Source organism: Apilactobacillus intestinapis, from assembly GCF_049166695.1.
Taxonomy (GTDB): Bacteria; Bacillota; Bacilli; order Lactobacillales; family Lactobacillaceae; genus Apilactobacillus; species Apilactobacillus kunkeei_C.
The window spans coordinates 45434-63615 of the sequence record NZ_JBMHFD010000002.1 but is presented as its reverse complement, the minus strand read 5'-3'; the positions used below and the strand labels follow the sequence as shown (position 1 = coordinate 63615).

Genomic DNA, 18182 nt, shown 5'->3' with positions numbered 1-18182 from the left:
AAACTCAGCATTTCGCTGAGCTTTTTTTGTTAATTATTCGAATCATCTTGAGCTTATTTATTCCAAATCGATTATATAAAAAAGCCAGCCAACCTGGCTGACTCTTACTTAAATGTTAATGTCATTAGCATTGACGCGTTAATAATCATGTAGATAACAATTGAAATCACTAGTGGTTTCCAATCATATGCTAGACTGACTTTCACTCGGTTAAACCAACGCTTCAAGTAATTTCCTTCATCCGCATCAATGATTGAATCAATGATGTTAAAACTAATTTTAGCGTTGATGTATGCCATGTATAGGATGGTCAAAGTACCAATCAATAGTACCAATCCACCTAAAATATCACCAACTGGAAGTGTGTAGTAAGCAAGTGCTAATTCTTGTCCAGCTAGTAATAATGTAATAATTGTTGGTAAGGCCACAATACGACGTGATGGTAGCAAAGTACATACTAGGTAGAACAATACCAAGATCACTGCGTAAATCAATGAGCTTAATAGCGTTGACCAGTGTACTAAGAAGAATATCACTTTAACATTGCCCCAGTGAGCAAAGTGCGCCTTACTGAAACTGTAGTAAACAGCGAATAAGAAGAATAGAACTGAGAAAGTCCAACCTTCTTTTGTCATTTCAAATTTTTTATTCATTATATATCACCTATGTTTCATTCTAACTGATTTTAAAAAATTACACAAAAAAAGAGCTGGCGGATTGCCAACTCTTTTTGTTTTACATTAAACCACAGCGTTTGAAAATTTCATCGACGTGGCGGATGTGATAGTGATAATCAAAGGCATCATCAATGTCTTCTTTTGAAAGTTTTTCGTTAATTGTTTCACTGGCTTCAACCAATGGCTTGAATTGTTTGTTTTCATCCCAAGCAATTGCAGTAAGTGGTTGAACTGTGTCGTAAGCAGCTTCTCTAGTCATCCCTGCTTCAACTAACTTCAACATTACACGTTGTGAGTAGATTAGACCATTAGTAATGTTTAGGTTACTTAGCATTCTTTCTTCGAATACATCTAGATCGCGAACAATATTGTTGAAACGGTGCAACATGTAGTCGATTAAGATAGTAGAATCTGGCAAGATAACACGTTCTGCAGATGAGTGGGAAATGTCTCGTTCATGCCATAATGCAACATTTTCCATTGCAGTAACAACATGTCCCCTCATTACACGAGCTAATCCACAGATGTTTTCTGAACCAATTGGGTTTCTCTTGTGTGGCATTGCTGATGAACCCTTTTGACCCTTAGCAAAGTGTTCTTCGACTTCATGAATTTCTGAACGTTGTAGTCCACGAACTTCGGTAGCAAATTCTTCTAGACTAGTAGCAATCACACCTAGACAAGCAATGTAGTTAGCGTGTAAATCACGAGGTAGTACTTGGCTGGCAACTGATTGGGCGCGGATACCTAACTTTTCACATACGTATTGTTCAACGTATGGATCAACGTTAGCGAATGTACCAACGGCACCAGAAATCTTACCTGCTTCAACATCCTTTGATGCGATATTAAAACGTTCCAAGTTACGTTTCATTTCTTCATACCAACGAAGTAGTTTCAAACCAAAAGTAGTTGGTTCAGCTTGTACCCCATGAGTACGTCCCATGATAACAGTGTCCTTGTATTTAAGAGCCTTGTTACCGATAGTTTCGATAATTTCTTCAATATCCTTACGAATAATGTTATTAGCTTGTTTTAAGCGGTAACCTTGTGCAGTATCCACAATATCTGTACTGGTCATTCCGAAGTGAATCCATTTACTTTCATCACCCAAGTATCTTGAAACATCACGAGTAAATGCTACGACATCATGATGGGTAGTCTTTTCAATTTCTTCAATTTCTTTTTCATCAAAGGTAGCGTTCTTTTGAATCTTGGCTAAATCTTCAGCAGGGATTTCTCCTAACTTAGCCCAAGCTTCGTCTACAGCAACCTCCACAGCTAGCCATGAGGCGTATTGATTATATTTAGACCATACATTTCCCATTTCTGATCTTGTATAACGATCAATCATCACAATCCATCCTTTCGAATATCTTGATTTAATATTAACATACAAAATTCGCTTTTTCACTATAATATTAAAAATAATTATCTGTATCGTTCGTTTTTTATTTATTTTCCGAACATTATTTTCTCATTTATACAAATAGTTCTTGATTAATTTTGACAGCATGGTAAAATCTTTCGTGGAGTGTTGAAATACACTCCTCAATACTTAATGAAATATATGAGGTGAACTTGATGTCATCAATCGTTATTATAGGTAGCCAATGGGGCGACGAAGGAAAGGGTAAAATTACCGACTTTCTAAGTCAAGATGCTGATATGATCGTAAGATATTCTGGCGGAGACAACGCCGGCCATACCATCGTTATTGACAACAAGGAATTTCACTGCCGTTTAATTCCATCCGGAATCTTCTATTCCGATAAGCTAAGTATCATCGGAAACGGAGTTGTAGTTAATCCAGAAACTTTAATTTCTGAAATGGACTACTTAGAAGAAAATGGTTTTGATTATTCTGGACTACGTATCTCAAATAGAGCCCAAGTAATCATGCCATACCACATCTTGTTTGATAAATTACAAGAAGAACAAAAAGAACATAAATTAGGTACCACCCACAAGGGAATCGGGCCTGCTTATATGGATAAACTAGAACGTATCGGTATTCGTATCGCCGACTTGATTGACGAACATACCTTTGCTGACAAGTTACACCAAGCATTAAACATTAAAAACAACATCTTAGAAAAGCTATACAACCAACCTGGTTTTGACTTTGATGAAATCTTTAACAAGTACAATGCCTACGCTAAGAAGATTGCGCCTTTCGTTACTGACACTTCTCTACTAATTAATGAAGCTTTAGATAACGACAAGAAAGTACTATTTGAAGGTGCTCAAGGTGCAATGTTAGATATTGACCATGGAACTTATCCATTCGTTACTTCATCTAATCCTACTGCTGGAAACGCAGCCATAGGTACAGGTATCGGTCCTAACAGAATCAACTCAGTGGTTGGTGTATGTAAGGCATACACTTCACGTGTTGGTGATGGACCTTTCCCAACCGAATTATTCGACGAACGTGCCGATCGCATTCGTGAGGTTGCTCATGAATACGGTGTTGTTACTAAACGTCCACGTCGTATTGGTTGGCTAGATGCCGTTGTCCTACAACATGCCGTTCGTACTTCTGGTATCACTCATCTATCACTTAACTGTCTAGACGTACTATCTGGTTTTGACACCGTTCGTATCTGTACTGGCTACAAATACAATGGCGAATTAATCAAGTACTACCCTGCTAACCTAGACTTCCTAGACAAGTGCGAACCTGTCTTTGAAGACCTACCAGGATGGGAAGAAGACATTACTAAGTGCAAGACTGTCGAAGAACTACCTGCTAACGCACAAAATTATCTAAAACGTGTTTCTGAACTAACTGGCGTTGAACTATGTACTTTCGCCGTTGGTCCAGACCGTGAAGCTACTAACATTTTGAAAAACGTATGGGAAGATCATAAATAAAGTGAGGTCATTATAATGAGAACTTTTGATTACCACAATGTCCAATTATTACCTGAAAAATGTATCATTAAGAGCCGTAGTGAAGCTGATACTTCCGTTCAATTCGGCCCACGTAAATTCCAACTACCCGTTGTTCCCGCAAACATGGAAACAGTTATGGATGAAAATCTAGCTACTTGGATGGCTGAACATGACTACTTCTACGTAATGCACAGATTCCAACCGGAACAACGTTTAGAATTCGTTCAAAGCATGCACAAAAAAGGTTTATTTGCTTCAATTAGTGTTGGTATCAAGGATGCTGAATACGACTTTATCGATGAATTAAAAGCCGCTGATGCCGTTCCTGAATACACTACTATTGATGTGGCTCATGGTCACTCAGACTTCGTTATCAAGATGATTAAATACATCAAAAAAGAAATTCCAGAAACTTTCCTAATCGTAGGTAATCTAGGTACCCCTGACGCCGTTCGTGAAATCGAAAACGCCGGTGCCGATGCTACTAAGATTGGGATTGGACCTGGTAAAGCATGTATCACTAAGTACAAGACTGGTTTCGGTACTGGTGGTTGGCAACTTTCAGCACTTAAGTGGTGCTCAAAGGCTGCTACTAAGCCAATGATTGCCGACGGTGGTATCCGTACTAATGGTGATCTTGCTAAGTCAATTCGTTTCGGTGCTACCATGATGATGATTGGCTCAGTCTTCGCTGGCCACGTTGAATCACCTGGTGAAATCGTCGAAAAGAATGGTAAGAAATTCAAACAATACTGGGGTTCAGCTTCTGCTAAACAAAAAGGTGAACACCACAACGTTGAAGGTCGTCAATTGTTAATCCCATTCAAGGGAAACATTGAAGACACCCTTCTAGAAATGAAAGAAGATCTACAATCATCAATCTCATACGCTGGTGGAAAAGACTTAATGTCACTACGTAAAGTTAACTACGTTCTACTAGACAGCATTGATGAATCATAGGATTTATATGTAAAAAGACCAACTCCCATCGAGTTGGTCTTTTTTTACTTAAAGTATTTAGCTGTCTTGTCATTCAATGTTGTAATTGAACTTAGCTTAGCTCTTACCATTGTACGGTTCGGTTCGTTCGGTGTCCCACTAGCACAGGTAATCAACGTCAATGTTGGTCGCTTGTACTTCTTGGTAATGTACTGGGTATCGTATTGATCAATCACTGTAATTGAACTGACTTCGTACTTGTATACCTTCTTACCGTTGGTGATGTAGATGGCATCCCCTTCAACGACCTTGTGTAATGGCCCGAACAAAATCTTTTCGTTGTTCATGTGGTGTCCGGCAATCGCATAGTTTCCCTTACCCAGTTCTTGGTTGGGTTTCATTGTACCTACACCAGACAATAATTCTTCGTTATCTAGTCCGTAGTAGACTGGTAGGTTAATTGACACACTTGGTACGGAAATCTTTCCAATCATCGTGTGTTTGTGGCTAAAGATGGCCTTTGAAATTGAAGACGCACTGACGCTGTCAATCTTGGAAAAGTCGAAATTAGCATTTTTGTTTTTATCTTGTTGAACAATTTTACCGTTCATTTCACTATTAATTAGATGTTGAATGGCGGAATTTTCTAGAAATGGTAGACTAATTAGAAAAATTCCAACTACTAACAATAGGATCCAAGTAGCGGTATATAATTTCTTTCTCATGACGATTCCTCACTCGTTAGTTTATATTCTTATCCTACCATAAAAACGCTCACTAAAGACATTTGAGGCCCAACAATTACCAAATCTTAAATAATAAAAAGGACTGGATTTTCCAGTCCTTTTTATTTAGTCTTCAATCAGTTTTAGTTTACCGCGGAAATCATCTAACGATGTGTATCCCTTAGCTTCCATAATGTCAGTTAGTTCTTTCGTTACACGTTCAAAGGTAGTTAGCCCTTCTTCGTAAAGTTGAGTTCCGATTGAGACCATCTCAGCTCCACATAGAATGTGGGCAAATGCGTCCCGTCCGTTGGTAACTCCACCGGTTCCGATAATCTTAATGTCATCGTTTAGACGTTGGCGTAATCCACGCACGTTGGCTAGTGCGGTTGGTAGGACCATTGATCCACCAACGCCCCCAAAACCGCCCTTTGGCTTTAATACGACCGTTTCAGAATTGGTATCAATCCATAAACCATTTCCCACGGAGTTAATAGTGTTCACGTGGCTTAGTGGGTACTTGTTCAATACTTCGGCAATCATGTCGAAGTGCACTAAATCGAAGTAAGGTGGCAACTTAATGCCCAGTGGTTTCTTGTAGAAACTAAATACTTCGTGTAGTAAGTCGTCAGCTGCTTCGAAATCATAGGCCATTTGAGGTTTACCAATCACGTTTGGACAAGATAGGTTCAACTCGGTCAAACCTTGATAGTCGTCGTTATCTTGTAATTGGTGTAGCATTTCCAAGTCTTCTTCTTTGGACATTCCTGCCACCGATACGATGATTGGCTTTTTTTGGTCATGATTCTTCAAGTAATCCATGTAGTAATCAAACCCTTGGTTAGGTAATCCCATTGAGTTAATCGAACCATTTGCTAGGCGGTAGTATCTAGGTAGTGGATTCCCAAAACGACTCTTAGGCGTCATACTCTTTGTTACCATTGCTCCTGATACTGGTTCGTTCATTAGTTCGTTTAGTTCTTCTTCGGTCTGACAATGAATTCCTGACGCGTTTAAAAATATGTTCTTTACTGACATGTTGGCGATTTGTGCTGATAAGTCTACTGACATTTGAATTCCTCCTAAAGCGCGTTGACGGTTAGTGTTTGATCTTCTAGTACTGTTAACAATGATGCGACTGTGTCTAATGCGGTGAACAATGGCACTGCGTTTTCAATCGCTGCGGCTCTGATTTGTGCTTCATCATCGAATGTTGCTTCGGTAGAGTCGATGGTGTTAACGACTAGTTTTAGGTGTTGCTTGTTTAATTCGCTGACCGGGTTATTGTCATCGTCTTCTGAGAACTTGTGGATTAGTGTGTTGTCTAGTCCGTTGTCTTGGAAGAAGCGGTGAGTGTTTGCAGTCGCTTTAATTTGGAACCCTAATCTTCTGAAACGTTTGGCTAGTTCTAGTGCTTCTTGTTTGTCTTCATCACAAACAGTGAATAAAACGTTGCCTGATGTTGGAATGGTAATTCCGGATGCGATAAATGATTTGTATAGTGCCTTGGCGTAGCTGGTATCTGAACCCATCGCTTCACCGGTGGACTTCATTTCAGGTCCTAGTGTGTTATCGACTAGTGGTAGTTTTGAGAAACTAAACACCGGTGATTTCACACTAATGCGGTTGGCTGGTGTGACCACTCCTGACTTGTAGCCTAGGTCGGCTAGTTTTTCACCGGCCATGATGCGAGTTGCTAGGTCAGCCATTGGGTCGTGAGCCACCTTGGACATGAATGGTACTGTTCGAGATGCTCTTGGGTTAACTTCGATGACGTATGCCACGTCGTCTTTAATGACGAATTGGACGTTCATCAATCCCTTGGTGTTTAGTGCCTTGGCTAGTTCAACCGCTGCGGTTTCGATTTGGTCTTGAACAGTTTGTGACATGATTTGTGGTGGGTATACTCCCATTGAGTCCCCTGAGTGAATTCCGGCTCTTTCGATGTGTTCTAGAATTCCCGGAATGACCACAGTTTCTCCGTCTGAGACAACGTCGACTTCTGCTTCTGAACCTAATAAGTATTGGTCGATTAGAACCGGGTGGTCGTTGGATGCGTGGACCGCCTTAGTCATGTAGCGGTGTAGTTCTTCGTCATCGTGGACGATTTCCATCGCTTTTCCACCTAATACGTATGAAGGTCTAATCATGACTGGGTAACCAATTTGATTAGCAATCTTTACGGCTTCATCGATGTTTGTGGCGGTGTCACCTTGTGGTTGAGGTAGTTTTAATTGCTTGATGACTTGGTCGAAGTCGTGACGATCTTCGGCGCGGTTGATGTCTTCGACGGTTGTTCCTAAGACCTTCACGCCCTCTTCATGGAGTGGTTCTGCCAGGTTGATGGCGGTTTGACCACCGAATTGGACGATAACACCTTCAGGTTTTTCAATATCGATCACGTTTAGTACGTCTTCGATGGTTAGTGGTTCGAAGTATAGTTTGTCTGACATTGAGAAGTCGGTTGATACCGTTTCTGGGTTGGAGTTCATGATGATAGCTTCATAACCCAGTTGTTGTAAGGTTTGCACACCGTGAACTGTAGCGTAGTCGAATTCGACCCCTTGACCGATTCTAATTGGTCCCGAACCTAGTACTAGGACTGACTTTTTGTCTGATACTTCTGATTCACTATGTTGGCCCCAAGTGCTGTAAAAGTATGGGGTAGCCGCCTTAATCTCCCCAGCTGATGTATCCACCATCTTGTAAACTGGTGTGATGGCGTTATCCTTACGCATTTGACGGACTGTCTTTTCGTCGGTGTTCCAAATTTTAGCGATCCATTCGTCTGAGAAACCGTAACGTTTGGCCATCTTCAACATAGTAAGTGATTGGTCGTTTGCTAACTCTGTTTCAATTTCAACGATGTGTTGGATTTTATCTAGGAAGAACAAGTTGATTTTAGTGCGGGCATTGATTTGTTCAATCGTTGCCCCTCTTCTAATCAATTCGGCAATCATGAATAGTCGATCGTCGGTTGGGTCTTCAATGTCTTGTAGCATATCTGATGTATCGACGTTTTCGTATTCGGCTGGGTCAAAGTAGCGTTGGTCGATTTCCAAAGAACGAACTGACTTTAATAAAGATTCTTCGAAGTTTCGACCGATGGCCATGACCTCACCGGTAGCCTTCATTTGGGTTCCTAGGTGGTTATCAGCTTGTGGGAACTTATCGAATGGCCAGCGTGGAATCTTGGTTACGACGTAGTCCAAGGCTGGTTCGAATTGAGCGAGTGTGATTTGAGTTACCGGGTTCTTGATTTCGTTTAGGTTAATTCCGACGGCAATCTTGGCGGCAATCTTGGCGATCGGGTATCCGGTTGCCTTAGATGCTAGCGCGGATGAACGTGAGACACGGGGGTTCACTTCGATGATGTAGTACTTCATTGAAGTTGGGCTTAATGCCATTTGCACGTTACAGCCCCCTTCAATATGAAGAGCTCTGATAATCTTCAGTGCGGCGTCTCTTAACATTTCGTATTCGCGGTCAGATAAAGTTTGCACCGGTGCGGCAACAATTGAGTCTCCGGTATGGACCCCGACTGGATCGACGTTTTCCATTGAGCAGACAATCATCGCGTTATCGATTTGGTCTCGCATTACTTCCATTTCGATTTCCTTGTATCCGGCGATTGAGCGTTCGACTAGGACTTGGTTGATTGGTGATAGACGTAATCCGTTTTCCATGATTTCTTCGAATTCGGCCATGTTGTGCGCGAATCCACCACCGGTTCCACCTAGTGTGTAGGCTGGACGAATTACTAGTGGAAAGCCGATTTCTTCGGCGAAGGCAATCGCGTCTGCCATGTTTTCGACCGTCTTTGATTCTGGCACTGGTTCACCGATTTCTTCCATCAAGTTCTTGAAACGAAGTCTGTCTTCGGCTTCTTCGATGGCGTCTAGCTTGGTTCCTAGTAGTTCGACGTTGTACTCATCTAGGATGTTACTGTCGGCTAGTTCTTTGGCCATATTCAAACCAGTTTGCCCACCTAGTGTTGGTAGGATGGCGTCCGGTAATTCTTGGCGGATGATTTTACTGATGAATTCCAATGTGATTGGTTCAACGAAAATCTTGTCGGCGATGGTTGTGTCGGTCATGATAGTCGCTGGATTAGAGTTGATTAGGATTACTTCGTATCCTTCTTCTTTCAATGCTAGACAAGCTTGTGAGCCTGAGTAGTCAAATTCAGCAGCTTGCCCGATGATGATTGGTCCGGATCCAATTACTAAAATCTTGTTAATGTCAGTTCGTTTTGCCATCTTAAATCCCCGCTTTCTGGTTGTCTTGCATTGCTTTTACAAAGTCGTCAAAGACGTATTCAGCATCATGTGGTCCAGGTGATGCATCTGGATGATATTGGACTGAGAATGCTGGTCGATTCTTCAAACGGACTCCTTCGACAGTTCCGTCGTTGATTTCTGTTTGGGTAATTTCTAGTTCAGTTGATGGAATTGATTCAGCGTCCACCGCGTATCCATGGTTTTGCGAAGTGAAGTAAGTTTGTTTTTTCCCGGCTTCTGCAATCGCGTGGTTGAAACCACGGTGGCCAAACTTCATCTTGTAGGTGTTAGCACCGTTGGCTAAAGCGAATAGTTGGTGACCTAGACAAATTCCTAGGATTGGTAGTTGTTCTTCTAGTTCGCGAATGACTGGTAGAACGTATTCTAGTTCCTTTGGATCCCCAGGTCCGTTTGATAGTAGAATTCCATCTGGATGACTAGCTAGAATTTCTTCCGCAGTGCTGGTTGATGGGAAGACTGTCACGTTTAAGTTACGTTGCGCTAGTGAACGTAGGATGGAGTCCTTTAGTCCAAAGTCGATTAGAGCGACACGCAAACCAGTATTAGGTGCTTGGTAGACGCTGCTAGTTGAAGCGCTTTGTGCTGATGTGCTTTCTAGTGGTTGGTCAAATGCTGCTTTTATTGTTTCTGGTTTTAAGTCGTCGACGATAACAGCTTCCATTGAACCTTCGTCTCTTAATTCTTGGGTTAGTGCTCTAGTATCGATTTGTGAAATTCCTGGAAGGTCTTCTAGTTCAGCGTATTGAGTTAGTGTCATGTTGCTACGCCAGTTTCCAACCAGTCTAGCAATTTCGTTTACGACGATGGCTGCAACTGATGGTTGCAAACTTTCCATGTCGTCTCTGTTCACCCCGTAGTTTCCGATTAGTGGGTAGGTAAACACTAGCATTTGACCATCGTAACTTGCATCGGTCATGCTTTCTTGGTAACCGGTCATCCCTGTTGAGAATACCAATTCACCGTGAACTACCTTCTTGGAACCAAATCCGATTCCTTCGTAAGTTGAGCCATTCTTTAATACTAAGTATCGTGCTTGCATCTATTCCACGCTCCCATCTTGATATGCGACGTTGCCGTCTACTAATGTTAGTTTTGTCTTTCCATATACCTTTTGACCGATGAACGGTGAGTTCTTACCTTTTGACAAGAAGTCATTGGCGTCGATTTCATATTCATCATTTAGGTCCATCAAGGTTAAGTCAGCTGGTTGGCCCTCTTCTAACCTACCCGCAGGTAAGTGGAAGATGTCAGCTGGATTCTTACTCATCCATTTGACTAATGTCTTTAGGTCAACCAATCCTGATTTAACAAAGCTGGTGTACATTAGGCTGAATGCTGTTTCGATACCGACAATTCCGAATGCGGCATCTTTCATGGATCCTGATTTTTCCTTCTCACTGTGTGGCGCATGGTCGGTTGCTACCATATCGATTGTGCCGTCCATTAAACCAGCGATTAATGCGTGTCTGTCTTCTGGATTTCTTAGCGGTGGGTTCATCTTCATCATTGGGTTGTCACTCTCAATCATTGAGTCATCTAGTAGTAAATGATGTGGTGAAACTTCGGCGGTAACGTTGACCCCGCGTTGTTTAGCCATTCTGACTAATTCGACTGATTCCTTAGTTGAGATATGAGCAACATGGTAGTGGACGCCGGTGTCCTTGGCTAGGACTAAGTCTCTGGCTAGTTGTGATGATTCTGAAAGTGGTGACATCCCTGGAAGTCCTAGTTCGTCAGCCTTGGCACCCGCATTCATCACCCCACCATTGATTAGTGAGTCGTCTTCGACGTGGGCAACCAATGGTTTGTTTAACTTTTGAGCTTCCTTCATGGCTAAATACATTGTTTCAGCGTTTTGGACTCCGTGGCCGTCGTTGGTAAACGCGATGGCGCCCATCTCAGCCATTTGAGTGAAGTCGGTTGGCTTGTATGCGATTAATTGTTTGGAGATTGCTGCGTATTGGTAGGCATGCACAACACTCTCGCGTTGGTTTAGACTTAATTGTTCTTGTAACTCGTGTGGTGTGTCCACGACCGGTTTGACATTTGGCATCACACAGACGCTGGTGAAACCACCGTGCGCTGAGGCCTTACTTCCGGTCTCTGTGGTTTCCTTGTAGGTTAGTCCCGGATCTCTGAAGTGGACGTGGACGTCGACTAGTCCAGGCAGTGCAGTTGCACCTTTTCCGTCAATCACTTGATTGAACTTGTCACCTAGGTTGGTTCCGATAGCCTTGATTTTATTATCTTCGATTAGGATGGATTGTAATTGGTTGTCTACATACACGTTCTTAATTAATGTCTTCATATTCGTCCTCCGCAATTAGGTCTTTACTCTTTAGGATTGATGTTAGGATGGCCATTCTGGCGAACACCCCGTTTTGCATTTGTCGAAAGATTCGAGATTGTGGTGCTTCAACAAGTGCGTCGGCAATTTCGATGTTGCGATTGACCGGTGCCGGATGCATGATGATGGCTTTCCTCTTCATCTTGTTGCCGCGTTCTTCGGTTAGGCCAAAGATGTTGGCGTATTCGACGGCGGTAAAACTTTCTCGCGCATCTTCGTTTAGTCTTTCTAATTGCACCCTTAGCATCATCATGACGTCGACTTTTCCGACGATGGTATCGATGTTGGTAAACTCACCGAAGTTGTCGAAGTCACTTGGGTACCATTCATCTGGTCCAGCGAAGTATAGCTTGGCGCCAATTCGTTTCAAGATTTCAGCGTTTGATCTTGCGACTCTGGAGTGAAGCAAGTCGCCAACGATGGCAATCTTTAAACCCTTGAACTTCTTGAATTCATCGTAGATGGTAAGTAAATCTAGCAAACTTTGTGATGGATGTTGTCCGCTACCGTCACCGGCGTTAACCAATGATGTGTGGATTCTTTCGTCGTCGATGAGTGGTTCGTACCATCCGGTGGTCTTATGTCTGATGATCACCCCGTCGGTCCCGATGGCTTGTAACGTTTTGACTGTATCTGATAAGGTTTCACCCTTTTGCACCGAACTATTCTTAGGGTCGATGTTAATTGGTGTGATGCCTAACTTTCGTTCAGCCATTTCAAACGATGTGTGAGTTCGCGTACTGTTTTCATAGAACATGTTAGCGAAGTAGACCGGACGCTTTAGCTGTACTAGTTTGCCGTCACGGTATTGAATGGCTAGCTTGATTAGTCCCATTATTTCGTCATCATTTAACTGATTAAGATCTAAAAAGTGTGTTTGCATGTATCCATCCTCCTAAAAAAGCACCCAACTCGATGGAGTGGGTGCTTGGAATGGTCTGATTGCGTATATTCCAATGCACCCTCTCTGGAGTTGCTTAATTGAAACCAAGATAATAAAAAAGGACTTCCCTGACCGTGTCAGAAAAGTCCTTCAATGTCTGTTGTTTACACTGATGGCGTATAGTTTCTACGCATAGGCCTTGTCTGACTCTCTGGTCAATACTTAAAGGCGAATCTCTTTTTATATTGTTTATAATATATCATACTTAAAAAATATAACAAGCCATTATTTAATGTTTTTATAAAAACAAATTCAATAACCCTGTCATGAAAGCTTTGTCAGACAATAAAAAAAGACGCCAGTAAAGGCGTCTTTTTGTAGATATAAATATCGATTGAATAAATCGGCTAAGATCTTAGTACCAACCGTGTTGTAACCAGAATGACTTAGCGTTATCCCATGAACCGTAACGTGCAGCAACATATTGGTCAGCAACTCTTTCTTGGTTAGCAGCTGAGTAGTCACCGTGTAGCATAGCAGCACCTAGTTGGTACTTACCATAGTATTGACCGTTTGAGGCAGTGTATGAACCACCAGATTCACGGTTAGCAATCCAATCCTTAGCAGAACTGTTTGAGCCAGTGTAGCTTGAGCTTTGTGATTGGCTGTAGTTAGTTGTGCTTTGAGTTTGTGATTGACTGTAGTTGCTTGAGCTTTGTGTTTGAGCTTGTGGTTGACTGTAGTTGGTTGTGCTTTGAGTTTGTGTTTGTGATTGTTGTTGAGTTTGGGCTACTGATTGTTGGTTAGTAGTACTTTGGTTAGTTGTTGTTGAAGCAACAGTGTTTTGATCAGTAGATACAGTTGCACTTGAAGGTAAAGTTAGTTTTTCACCTACGTAGATTAAGTCTGTGTTAACACGGTTGTTAACTGCTCTAAGTGAACTTAATGAAACGTTGTATTTTTGTGATAATCCCCATAGAGTATCACCACTTTGAACAGTCACAGTCTTATTAACTGTTGCCTTAGCTTGTTGTTGTGGTTGTTGTGCAGATGCGTTAGCAGTTTGATCTGCGTTGGCGTTAGCACCACCAGCTACAAATAATCCAGCTACTGCGGCAGTAGCAAATAACATTGACTTCATACTATTTAATTTAACGATAATAATTCACTCCTATAAAAATCTATAATTCTGTATTTCTGTATCGTCGAAAGTGTTAATCGATTTGATTAACTGTGATATATACTACATCGTATCCATTACATGCCTATATCATGCACGTTAAAAGATTTGGCTTTTTCGTAACATTGTCGTTACGCTGTAACAATATGACATCAAAAGTAGCATTATGCCCGTCGTTGAGCCATTTTAAACGTTACATACAGCTTAAATTATTCTAAAATTGTTTCTAATCTGGCAAAAAAGTACCAAAAAAACTTCTCAAAAAGGGATTGCAAACCCCAAATTGATCAAAAAATGGATAAAAAAAAGGCGTTGAAAGTAAAACTTTCAACGTCTCTTTTTAATACCAGTTATTGGCAACCCAATGTTGTTTGGCGTTTACCCAAGAACCATATCGGTTAGCAACATATTGTTCTGCGACACGTTCTTGATTAGCTGGTGAGTAATCACCGTTAAGGTAACTACTATCTAATTGATATCTACCATAGTAACGACCGTTTTGTGCGGTGTATGAATCGGTAGATTCATGGAAAGAAATCCATGCCTTTGCTTCGGCATTTGCTTTGTTCCATTCTGATTGAGCACTGGATTGTGATTGATTTTGTTTCTTAGAAGTAGAATGATGTTTATTTGACTTAGTCGAGTGTTGCTTTTGAACCTTCTTATCGTCTTTTGCATCATTATTATTATCTGGAATCACGATTTGATCGCCAGCTAATAAATCATCATCACTATACTTGCCATTAGCATGCTCTAAAACAGACATGAAAACATTGTACTTATCTGACAAGTTTTCTAGTGTATCGCCAGACTTCACAGTCACTACTGTATTCGCGTTGGTATCTACAGTAGCATTTCGGTAAATAGAAAGTAATCCCGCGAACGAGATTGCGATTACAAGAAATAAAACATGAAATTTATATCTAATAACTGAAACACTCCTATATAAAATTAAAAAATAAAAAATTGCGTTTGTTGTCTTTCAACAACGAATGCATATTCTATCTGCTTAATATTACATGAGTATTACATACATGTTACGTTCACTGCTTAGTTTGTAATATAGTAACATTACTGTAACTTGTTGAAATATAAATGAACAAAATGACTAATAACACGGCTTTCTAGTTTTAATAATCGTGTACAATATATAGGCATTTTTTGATCAATTTTCGCAAAAAAATTTTGAATTTTTTTCAAAACCACTCAAATATGTTTCATTTGAAGTGATGTGCAACGTAAAAATCGCAAACAAAAAACCTACCACAAATCGCTTTATGATAGGCTTTTTAACTTTTTCTTAATAGTATTAAATTATTCTAAACATTAGTTAATCTTTATTGTGCTTAATAGCAATTCCTGTGACTGCACTTAGAATTGAGAACACTGGTGACAAGATACTTAGGAATAGGAATGGTGCAAAGTGACTTGCAGGCACACCTAATGTTGCTGAAATAAATGCTCCGGCAACACCCCATGGAATCAAGTAGTTAATTACGGTACCACCATCTTCAATCGCACGACTTAGTGCAACTGGTGCTAACCCAGCTTGGTGGAAGACCTTCTTAAATGCGTTTGCAGGTAGAATTTCTGATAGGAATTGTTCACCAACGAAGACGTTTACCCCGATGGCTGTAAAGATTACGGCAATGATTAACTTAGCGTCACTGTTTAGATGCTTAGTAAGTGGTTGAACAACGGCATCGATGATACCTAGGTGCATCAATAGTCCACCAAATGCTAAGGCAATCATAATCAATGCTAGAGTTCCCATCATTGAACTGATACCCCCTCTTGATAGAAGAAGGTCAACTGACTTGTTACCAGTCTTTGATACGAAACCACTAGTGATTAGGTCGTTAATCTTTAGTAGTGAAAGCTTGTGATCTTGGATTCCCATTAATCCGATTGAAACAATGATGTTAATGAATAATGTGGGAATTGTTGGAATATGACTCCATGCACAGATAAGTAGTAGTGCGATTGGAATAATTGCTAAGAATGAAATGTGGAAATTGCTGTTCAATACGTTTACTGTCTTGTCGACGTTTGATAGGTTAGCTTTACCATCACTGTGGTTTAAGAACACGAAGATGATGAATGAACCAATCATGGCAGGAATTGTTGACCACATCAAGTTCTTGATGTGAGCAATCAAGTCGGCGCCTGATACCGCAGCAGCTAGGTTAACAGTTGCTGATAGTGGTGATGACTTATCACCGAAGACCGCACCTGAGATAACGGCACCTGCAATCATGGCTGGGTTCATGCCCATAGTGATACCGATTCCCATGAAAGCAATCCCTAAAGTAGAAATAACGGTGAATGCACTACCGATGAATGTACCAACTAAGGCACATACTAGAAAGATTGATGGTAGAAACCAGTTGATGTTAATCAAATGGAAACCAAAAACCATTAGCGAAGGAATTACCCCTGAGGCAATCCAAACACCAATTAGTGAACCAATTAACAGGAAGATAAATAATGGAACAATTCCATTTTTAATTCCAGTGATGAATCCTTCGTCGATGTCATCCCATTTGAAACCTTTGAAACGACCCCAGAATACCAAAAGCATAATTCCAGTTAGGATTGGTACTTCTGGTGAAATTCCTAAACCAATAACACCGAATGACATAATTGCCATCATTACAACTAAAATAATAATTCCCTCAGCCAGAGTGACTGTCGGTTTCTTTTCTTCTTGCATAATATCTCTCCTCAAAATAACGTTAATTTTTTCTTCTATTATATATGTAGTCTTTTATTCATTTTGATATCGGATTAATCCTCCGCAGTTAGCAATTCTCATCTTCTCGTCTTCTTTCCATAAAAAAAGTCCCTGTTGTCTAAAACAACAGGGACGACTTATTTGTATTTTTACCGTGGTACCACCCAAATTAGTAACCACACGTAGTGGTCACTCACTCTCTAGAAATAACGACTCTAGTTGCCGTTCTTGGGTAGACACTATCCAATGTATTTCAGCGAAATTAGCCTAATCGGTTCGCAGCAACCACCGACTTCCTGACACCCAGCTAATTCGTTACTTAGTTTGGAATAATTGTTTTGCTTTATTTGATTAAATTAAGATTAGCACTACAGATTTAATCCGTCAACTAAAATTTACATTTCTTCTAGTTTACGGTTTAGATAATGCGCCATCTTTTCCTTTGGATATACTCCAGTCACCTTTTCGACTGCCTTACCATTTTTAAATAAAACGATGCTTGGTAGTCCCATCACCTTGTATTGTTTTGCCACGTCTTCATTATTGTCGACGTTCATCTTACCAAAGTGAATGCGGTCACCGAATTCTTCTTCCATTGCTTCAAGCACTGGATCCATAATCTTACAAGGACCACACCATGGTGCCCAGAAATCAATGACGGTTATCTTGTTATCTGTTTCTTGTGCAAGATTTTCCCTTGTGATTGTTGTTGCCATTAGATTACCTCTTTGCTTTGCGAATAAAATGAATGATGAAGGTTACGATAAATGTAACCAATACGATTAAACCAAAGTGAAGTGGTTCAATTTCAATATCAATCATTGGAATTGAAAGGATTAGCTTCAAAGCGATCACTGCGATTAAGAAGTATGCCATTGTCTTTAACTCTGGGACCTTCTTCATCACTAACATGATGATTTCGGCAATTCCTCTCATACATAGGATCCCGATTAATCCACCTAGTAATACAATCACTGGATTATCAGAAATTGCTAAAGCAGCTAATACGGAATCAACGGAGAAGACAATATCCATAAATTCAATTTGTAATACTGTCATCCAAAAACGCTTACGATTGGATTCGTTGGCAGATTGCTTGAACATGGATTTTTTCTGTTTGTCAGAATGAGCGAAGTGCGCATAGACTAAGTAGAAAAGATATAATCCACCAACAACCTTTAATTCCCAGATATGGATTAGAAATACCCCTAATCCAATAATGATAAATCTAAAGATGTAAGAACCCCAAAGACCATAGAATAATGATTCTTCTTGTTCCTTCTTAGTTGGTAAAACTTGAGCCTGCGTGGCTAAAACCACCGCATTATCAACTGACAGTAAACATTCGATTAATACTAGGGATAAAATAACAACCCATGCATCCTCCGAAAAGATTACGTTATGCCAGTTATTCAAATCGAAAAACGGACCATATAATTTACTTAATAATGGTATCACCTAAAGTCTCCTCTTCTATTTTTCTACTATTATATAAGAT

15 protein-coding genes are annotated in these 18182 nt (G+C 40.6%); 2 read left to right on the top strand and 13 right to left on the bottom strand.

Features of this window, described 5'->3' with window-relative positions; all coding sequences use genetic code 11:
- Positions 1-104: 104 nt before the first annotated feature.
- Together ACOMA7_RS02535 and purB are read right to left on the bottom strand one after the other, a co-directional pair.
- Positions 105-653, bottom strand: coding sequence for a hypothetical protein (locus ACOMA7_RS02535; protein ID WP_421391743.1), 549 nt, complete (start codon positions 651-653; stop codon positions 105-107).
- A gap of 82 nt (positions 654-735) precedes the next feature.
- Positions 736-2031 (bottom strand): adenylosuccinate lyase, encoded by a 1296-nt coding sequence (gene purB / locus ACOMA7_RS02530; RefSeq protein WP_421391741.1) that lies wholly within the window; start codon positions 2029-2031, stop codon positions 736-738.
- Between the two features lie 230 nt (positions 2032-2261).
- Here purB and ACOMA7_RS02525 point away from each other — a divergent pair, with 230 nt between their 5' ends.
- Positions 2262-3554 (top strand): adenylosuccinate synthase, encoded by a 1293-nt coding sequence (locus ACOMA7_RS02525; RefSeq protein WP_421391739.1) that lies wholly within the window; start codon positions 2262-2264, stop codon positions 3552-3554.
- 15 nt (positions 3555-3569) lie between these two features.
- Positions 3570-4535 carry a GMP reductase gene (locus ACOMA7_RS02520; RefSeq protein ID WP_263503054.1) on the top strand — a complete coding sequence of 322 codons (966 nt, stop codon included), beginning with the start codon at positions 3570-3572 and terminating at the stop codon, positions 4533-4535.
- 44 nt (positions 4536-4579) lie between these two features.
- Here ACOMA7_RS02520 and ACOMA7_RS02515 read toward each other — a convergent pair whose 3' ends face one another.
- The 11 genes from ACOMA7_RS02515 to ACOMA7_RS02465 all read right to left on the bottom strand — a co-directional run bounded on the left by ACOMA7_RS02515 (position 4580) and on the right by ACOMA7_RS02465 (position 18139).
- Positions 4580-5239: a class A sortase gene (locus ACOMA7_RS02515; RefSeq protein ID WP_203621361.1), complete on the bottom strand. Its 660-nt coding sequence runs from the start codon at positions 5237-5239 to the stop codon at positions 4580-4582.
- 126 nt (positions 5240-5365) lie between these two features.
- The gene (locus tag ACOMA7_RS02510) at positions 5366-6310 is read right to left on the bottom strand and encodes a dihydroorotate oxidase (protein WP_421391734.1); all 945 of its coding nucleotides are present in this window, start codon (positions 6308-6310) and stop codon (positions 5366-5368) included.
- An 11-nt stretch (positions 6311-6321) separates the two neighbouring features.
- The gene (gene carB, locus ACOMA7_RS02505; RefSeq protein ID WP_421391731.1) at positions 6322-9498 is read right to left on the bottom strand and encodes a carbamoyl-phosphate synthase large subunit; all 3177 of its coding nucleotides are present in this window, start codon (positions 9496-9498) and stop codon (positions 6322-6324) included.
- A 1-nt stretch (position 9499) separates the two neighbouring features.
- Entirely contained in the window at positions 9500-10579 is a 1080-nt protein-coding gene (locus ACOMA7_RS02500) for a carbamoyl phosphate synthase small subunit (RefSeq protein WP_421391728.1), read from the bottom strand.
- Positions 10580-11848: a dihydroorotase gene (locus ACOMA7_RS02495; protein ID WP_421391725.1), complete on the bottom strand. Its 1269-nt coding sequence runs from the start codon at positions 11846-11848 to the stop codon at positions 10580-10582. It abuts the gene before it with no gap.
- Positions 11832-12770 (bottom strand): aspartate carbamoyltransferase catalytic subunit, encoded by a 939-nt coding sequence (locus ACOMA7_RS02490; RefSeq protein WP_421391723.1) that lies wholly within the window; start codon positions 12768-12770, stop codon positions 11832-11834. The genes ACOMA7_RS02495 and ACOMA7_RS02490 overlap by 17 nt, the downstream gene beginning before the upstream one ends.
- A 415-nt stretch (positions 12771-13185) precedes the next feature.
- A complete protein-coding gene (apf, locus tag ACOMA7_RS02485) occupies positions 13186-13902 on the bottom strand; it encodes an aggregation-promoting factor (RefSeq protein ID WP_421391721.1) in 717 nt (238 codons plus the stop codon).
- Between the two features lie 388 nt (positions 13903-14290).
- Complete coding sequence (apf, locus tag ACOMA7_RS02480) at positions 14291-14839, bottom strand: aggregation-promoting factor (RefSeq protein WP_476855494.1); 549 nt, start codon at positions 14837-14839, stop codon at positions 14291-14293.
- Between the two features lie 441 nt (positions 14840-15280).
- Positions 15281-16666: a Na+/H+ antiporter NhaC gene (nhaC, locus tag ACOMA7_RS02475; protein WP_421391810.1), complete on the bottom strand. Its 1386-nt coding sequence runs from the start codon at positions 16664-16666 to the stop codon at positions 15281-15283.
- 413 nt (positions 16667-17079) lie between these two features.
- On the bottom strand, positions 17080-17400 hold the full coding sequence (trxA, locus tag ACOMA7_RS02470; protein ID WP_054607852.1) for a thioredoxin: 321 nt from the start codon (positions 17398-17400) through the stop codon (positions 17080-17082).
- Between the two features lie 4 nt (positions 17401-17404).
- The gene (locus ACOMA7_RS02465; protein ID WP_421391807.1) at positions 17405-18139 is read right to left on the bottom strand and encodes a TerC family protein; all 735 of its coding nucleotides are present in this window, start codon (positions 18137-18139) and stop codon (positions 17405-17407) included.
- Positions 18140-18182: the final 43 nt, after the last annotated feature.

Coding starts and splice junctions, on each gene's coding strand:
- ACOMA7_RS02535 (WP_421391743.1), bottom strand. CDS start 653: ATGAATAAAAAATTTGAAATGACAAAAGAAGGTTGGACTTTCTCAGTT.
- purB (WP_421391741.1), bottom strand. CDS start 2,031: ATGATTGATCGTTATACAAGATCAGAAATGGGAAATGTATGGTCTAAA.
- ACOMA7_RS02525 (WP_421391739.1), top strand. CDS start 2,262: ATGTCATCAATCGTTATTATAGGTAGCCAATGGGGCGACGAAGGAAAG.
- ACOMA7_RS02520 (WP_263503054.1), top strand. CDS start 3,570: ATGAGAACTTTTGATTACCACAATGTCCAATTATTACCTGAAAAATGT.
- ACOMA7_RS02515 (WP_203621361.1), bottom strand. CDS start 5,239: ATGAGAAAGAAATTATATACCGCTACTTGGATCCTATTGTTAGTAGTT.
- ACOMA7_RS02510 (WP_421391734.1), bottom strand. CDS start 6,310: ATGTCAGTAGACTTATCAGCACAAATCGCCAACATGTCAGTAAAGAAC.
- carB (WP_421391731.1), bottom strand. CDS start 9,498: ATGGCAAAACGAACTGACATTAACAAGATTTTAGTAATTGGATCCGGA.
- ACOMA7_RS02500 (WP_421391728.1), bottom strand. CDS start 10,579: ATGCAAGCACGATACTTAGTATTAAAGAATGGCTCAACTTACGAAGGA.
- ACOMA7_RS02495 (WP_421391725.1), bottom strand. CDS start 11,848: ATGAAGACATTAATTAAGAACGTGTATGTAGACAACCAATTACAATCC.
- ACOMA7_RS02490 (WP_421391723.1), bottom strand. CDS start 12,770: ATGCAAACACACTTTTTAGATCTTAATCAGTTAAATGATGACGAAATA.
- apf (WP_421391721.1), bottom strand. CDS start 13,902: ATGTTATTTGCTACTGCCGCAGTAGCTGGATTATTTGTAGCTGGTGGT.
- trxA (WP_054607852.1), bottom strand. CDS start 17,400: ATGGCAACAACAATCACAAGGGAAAATCTTGCACAAGAAACAGATAAC.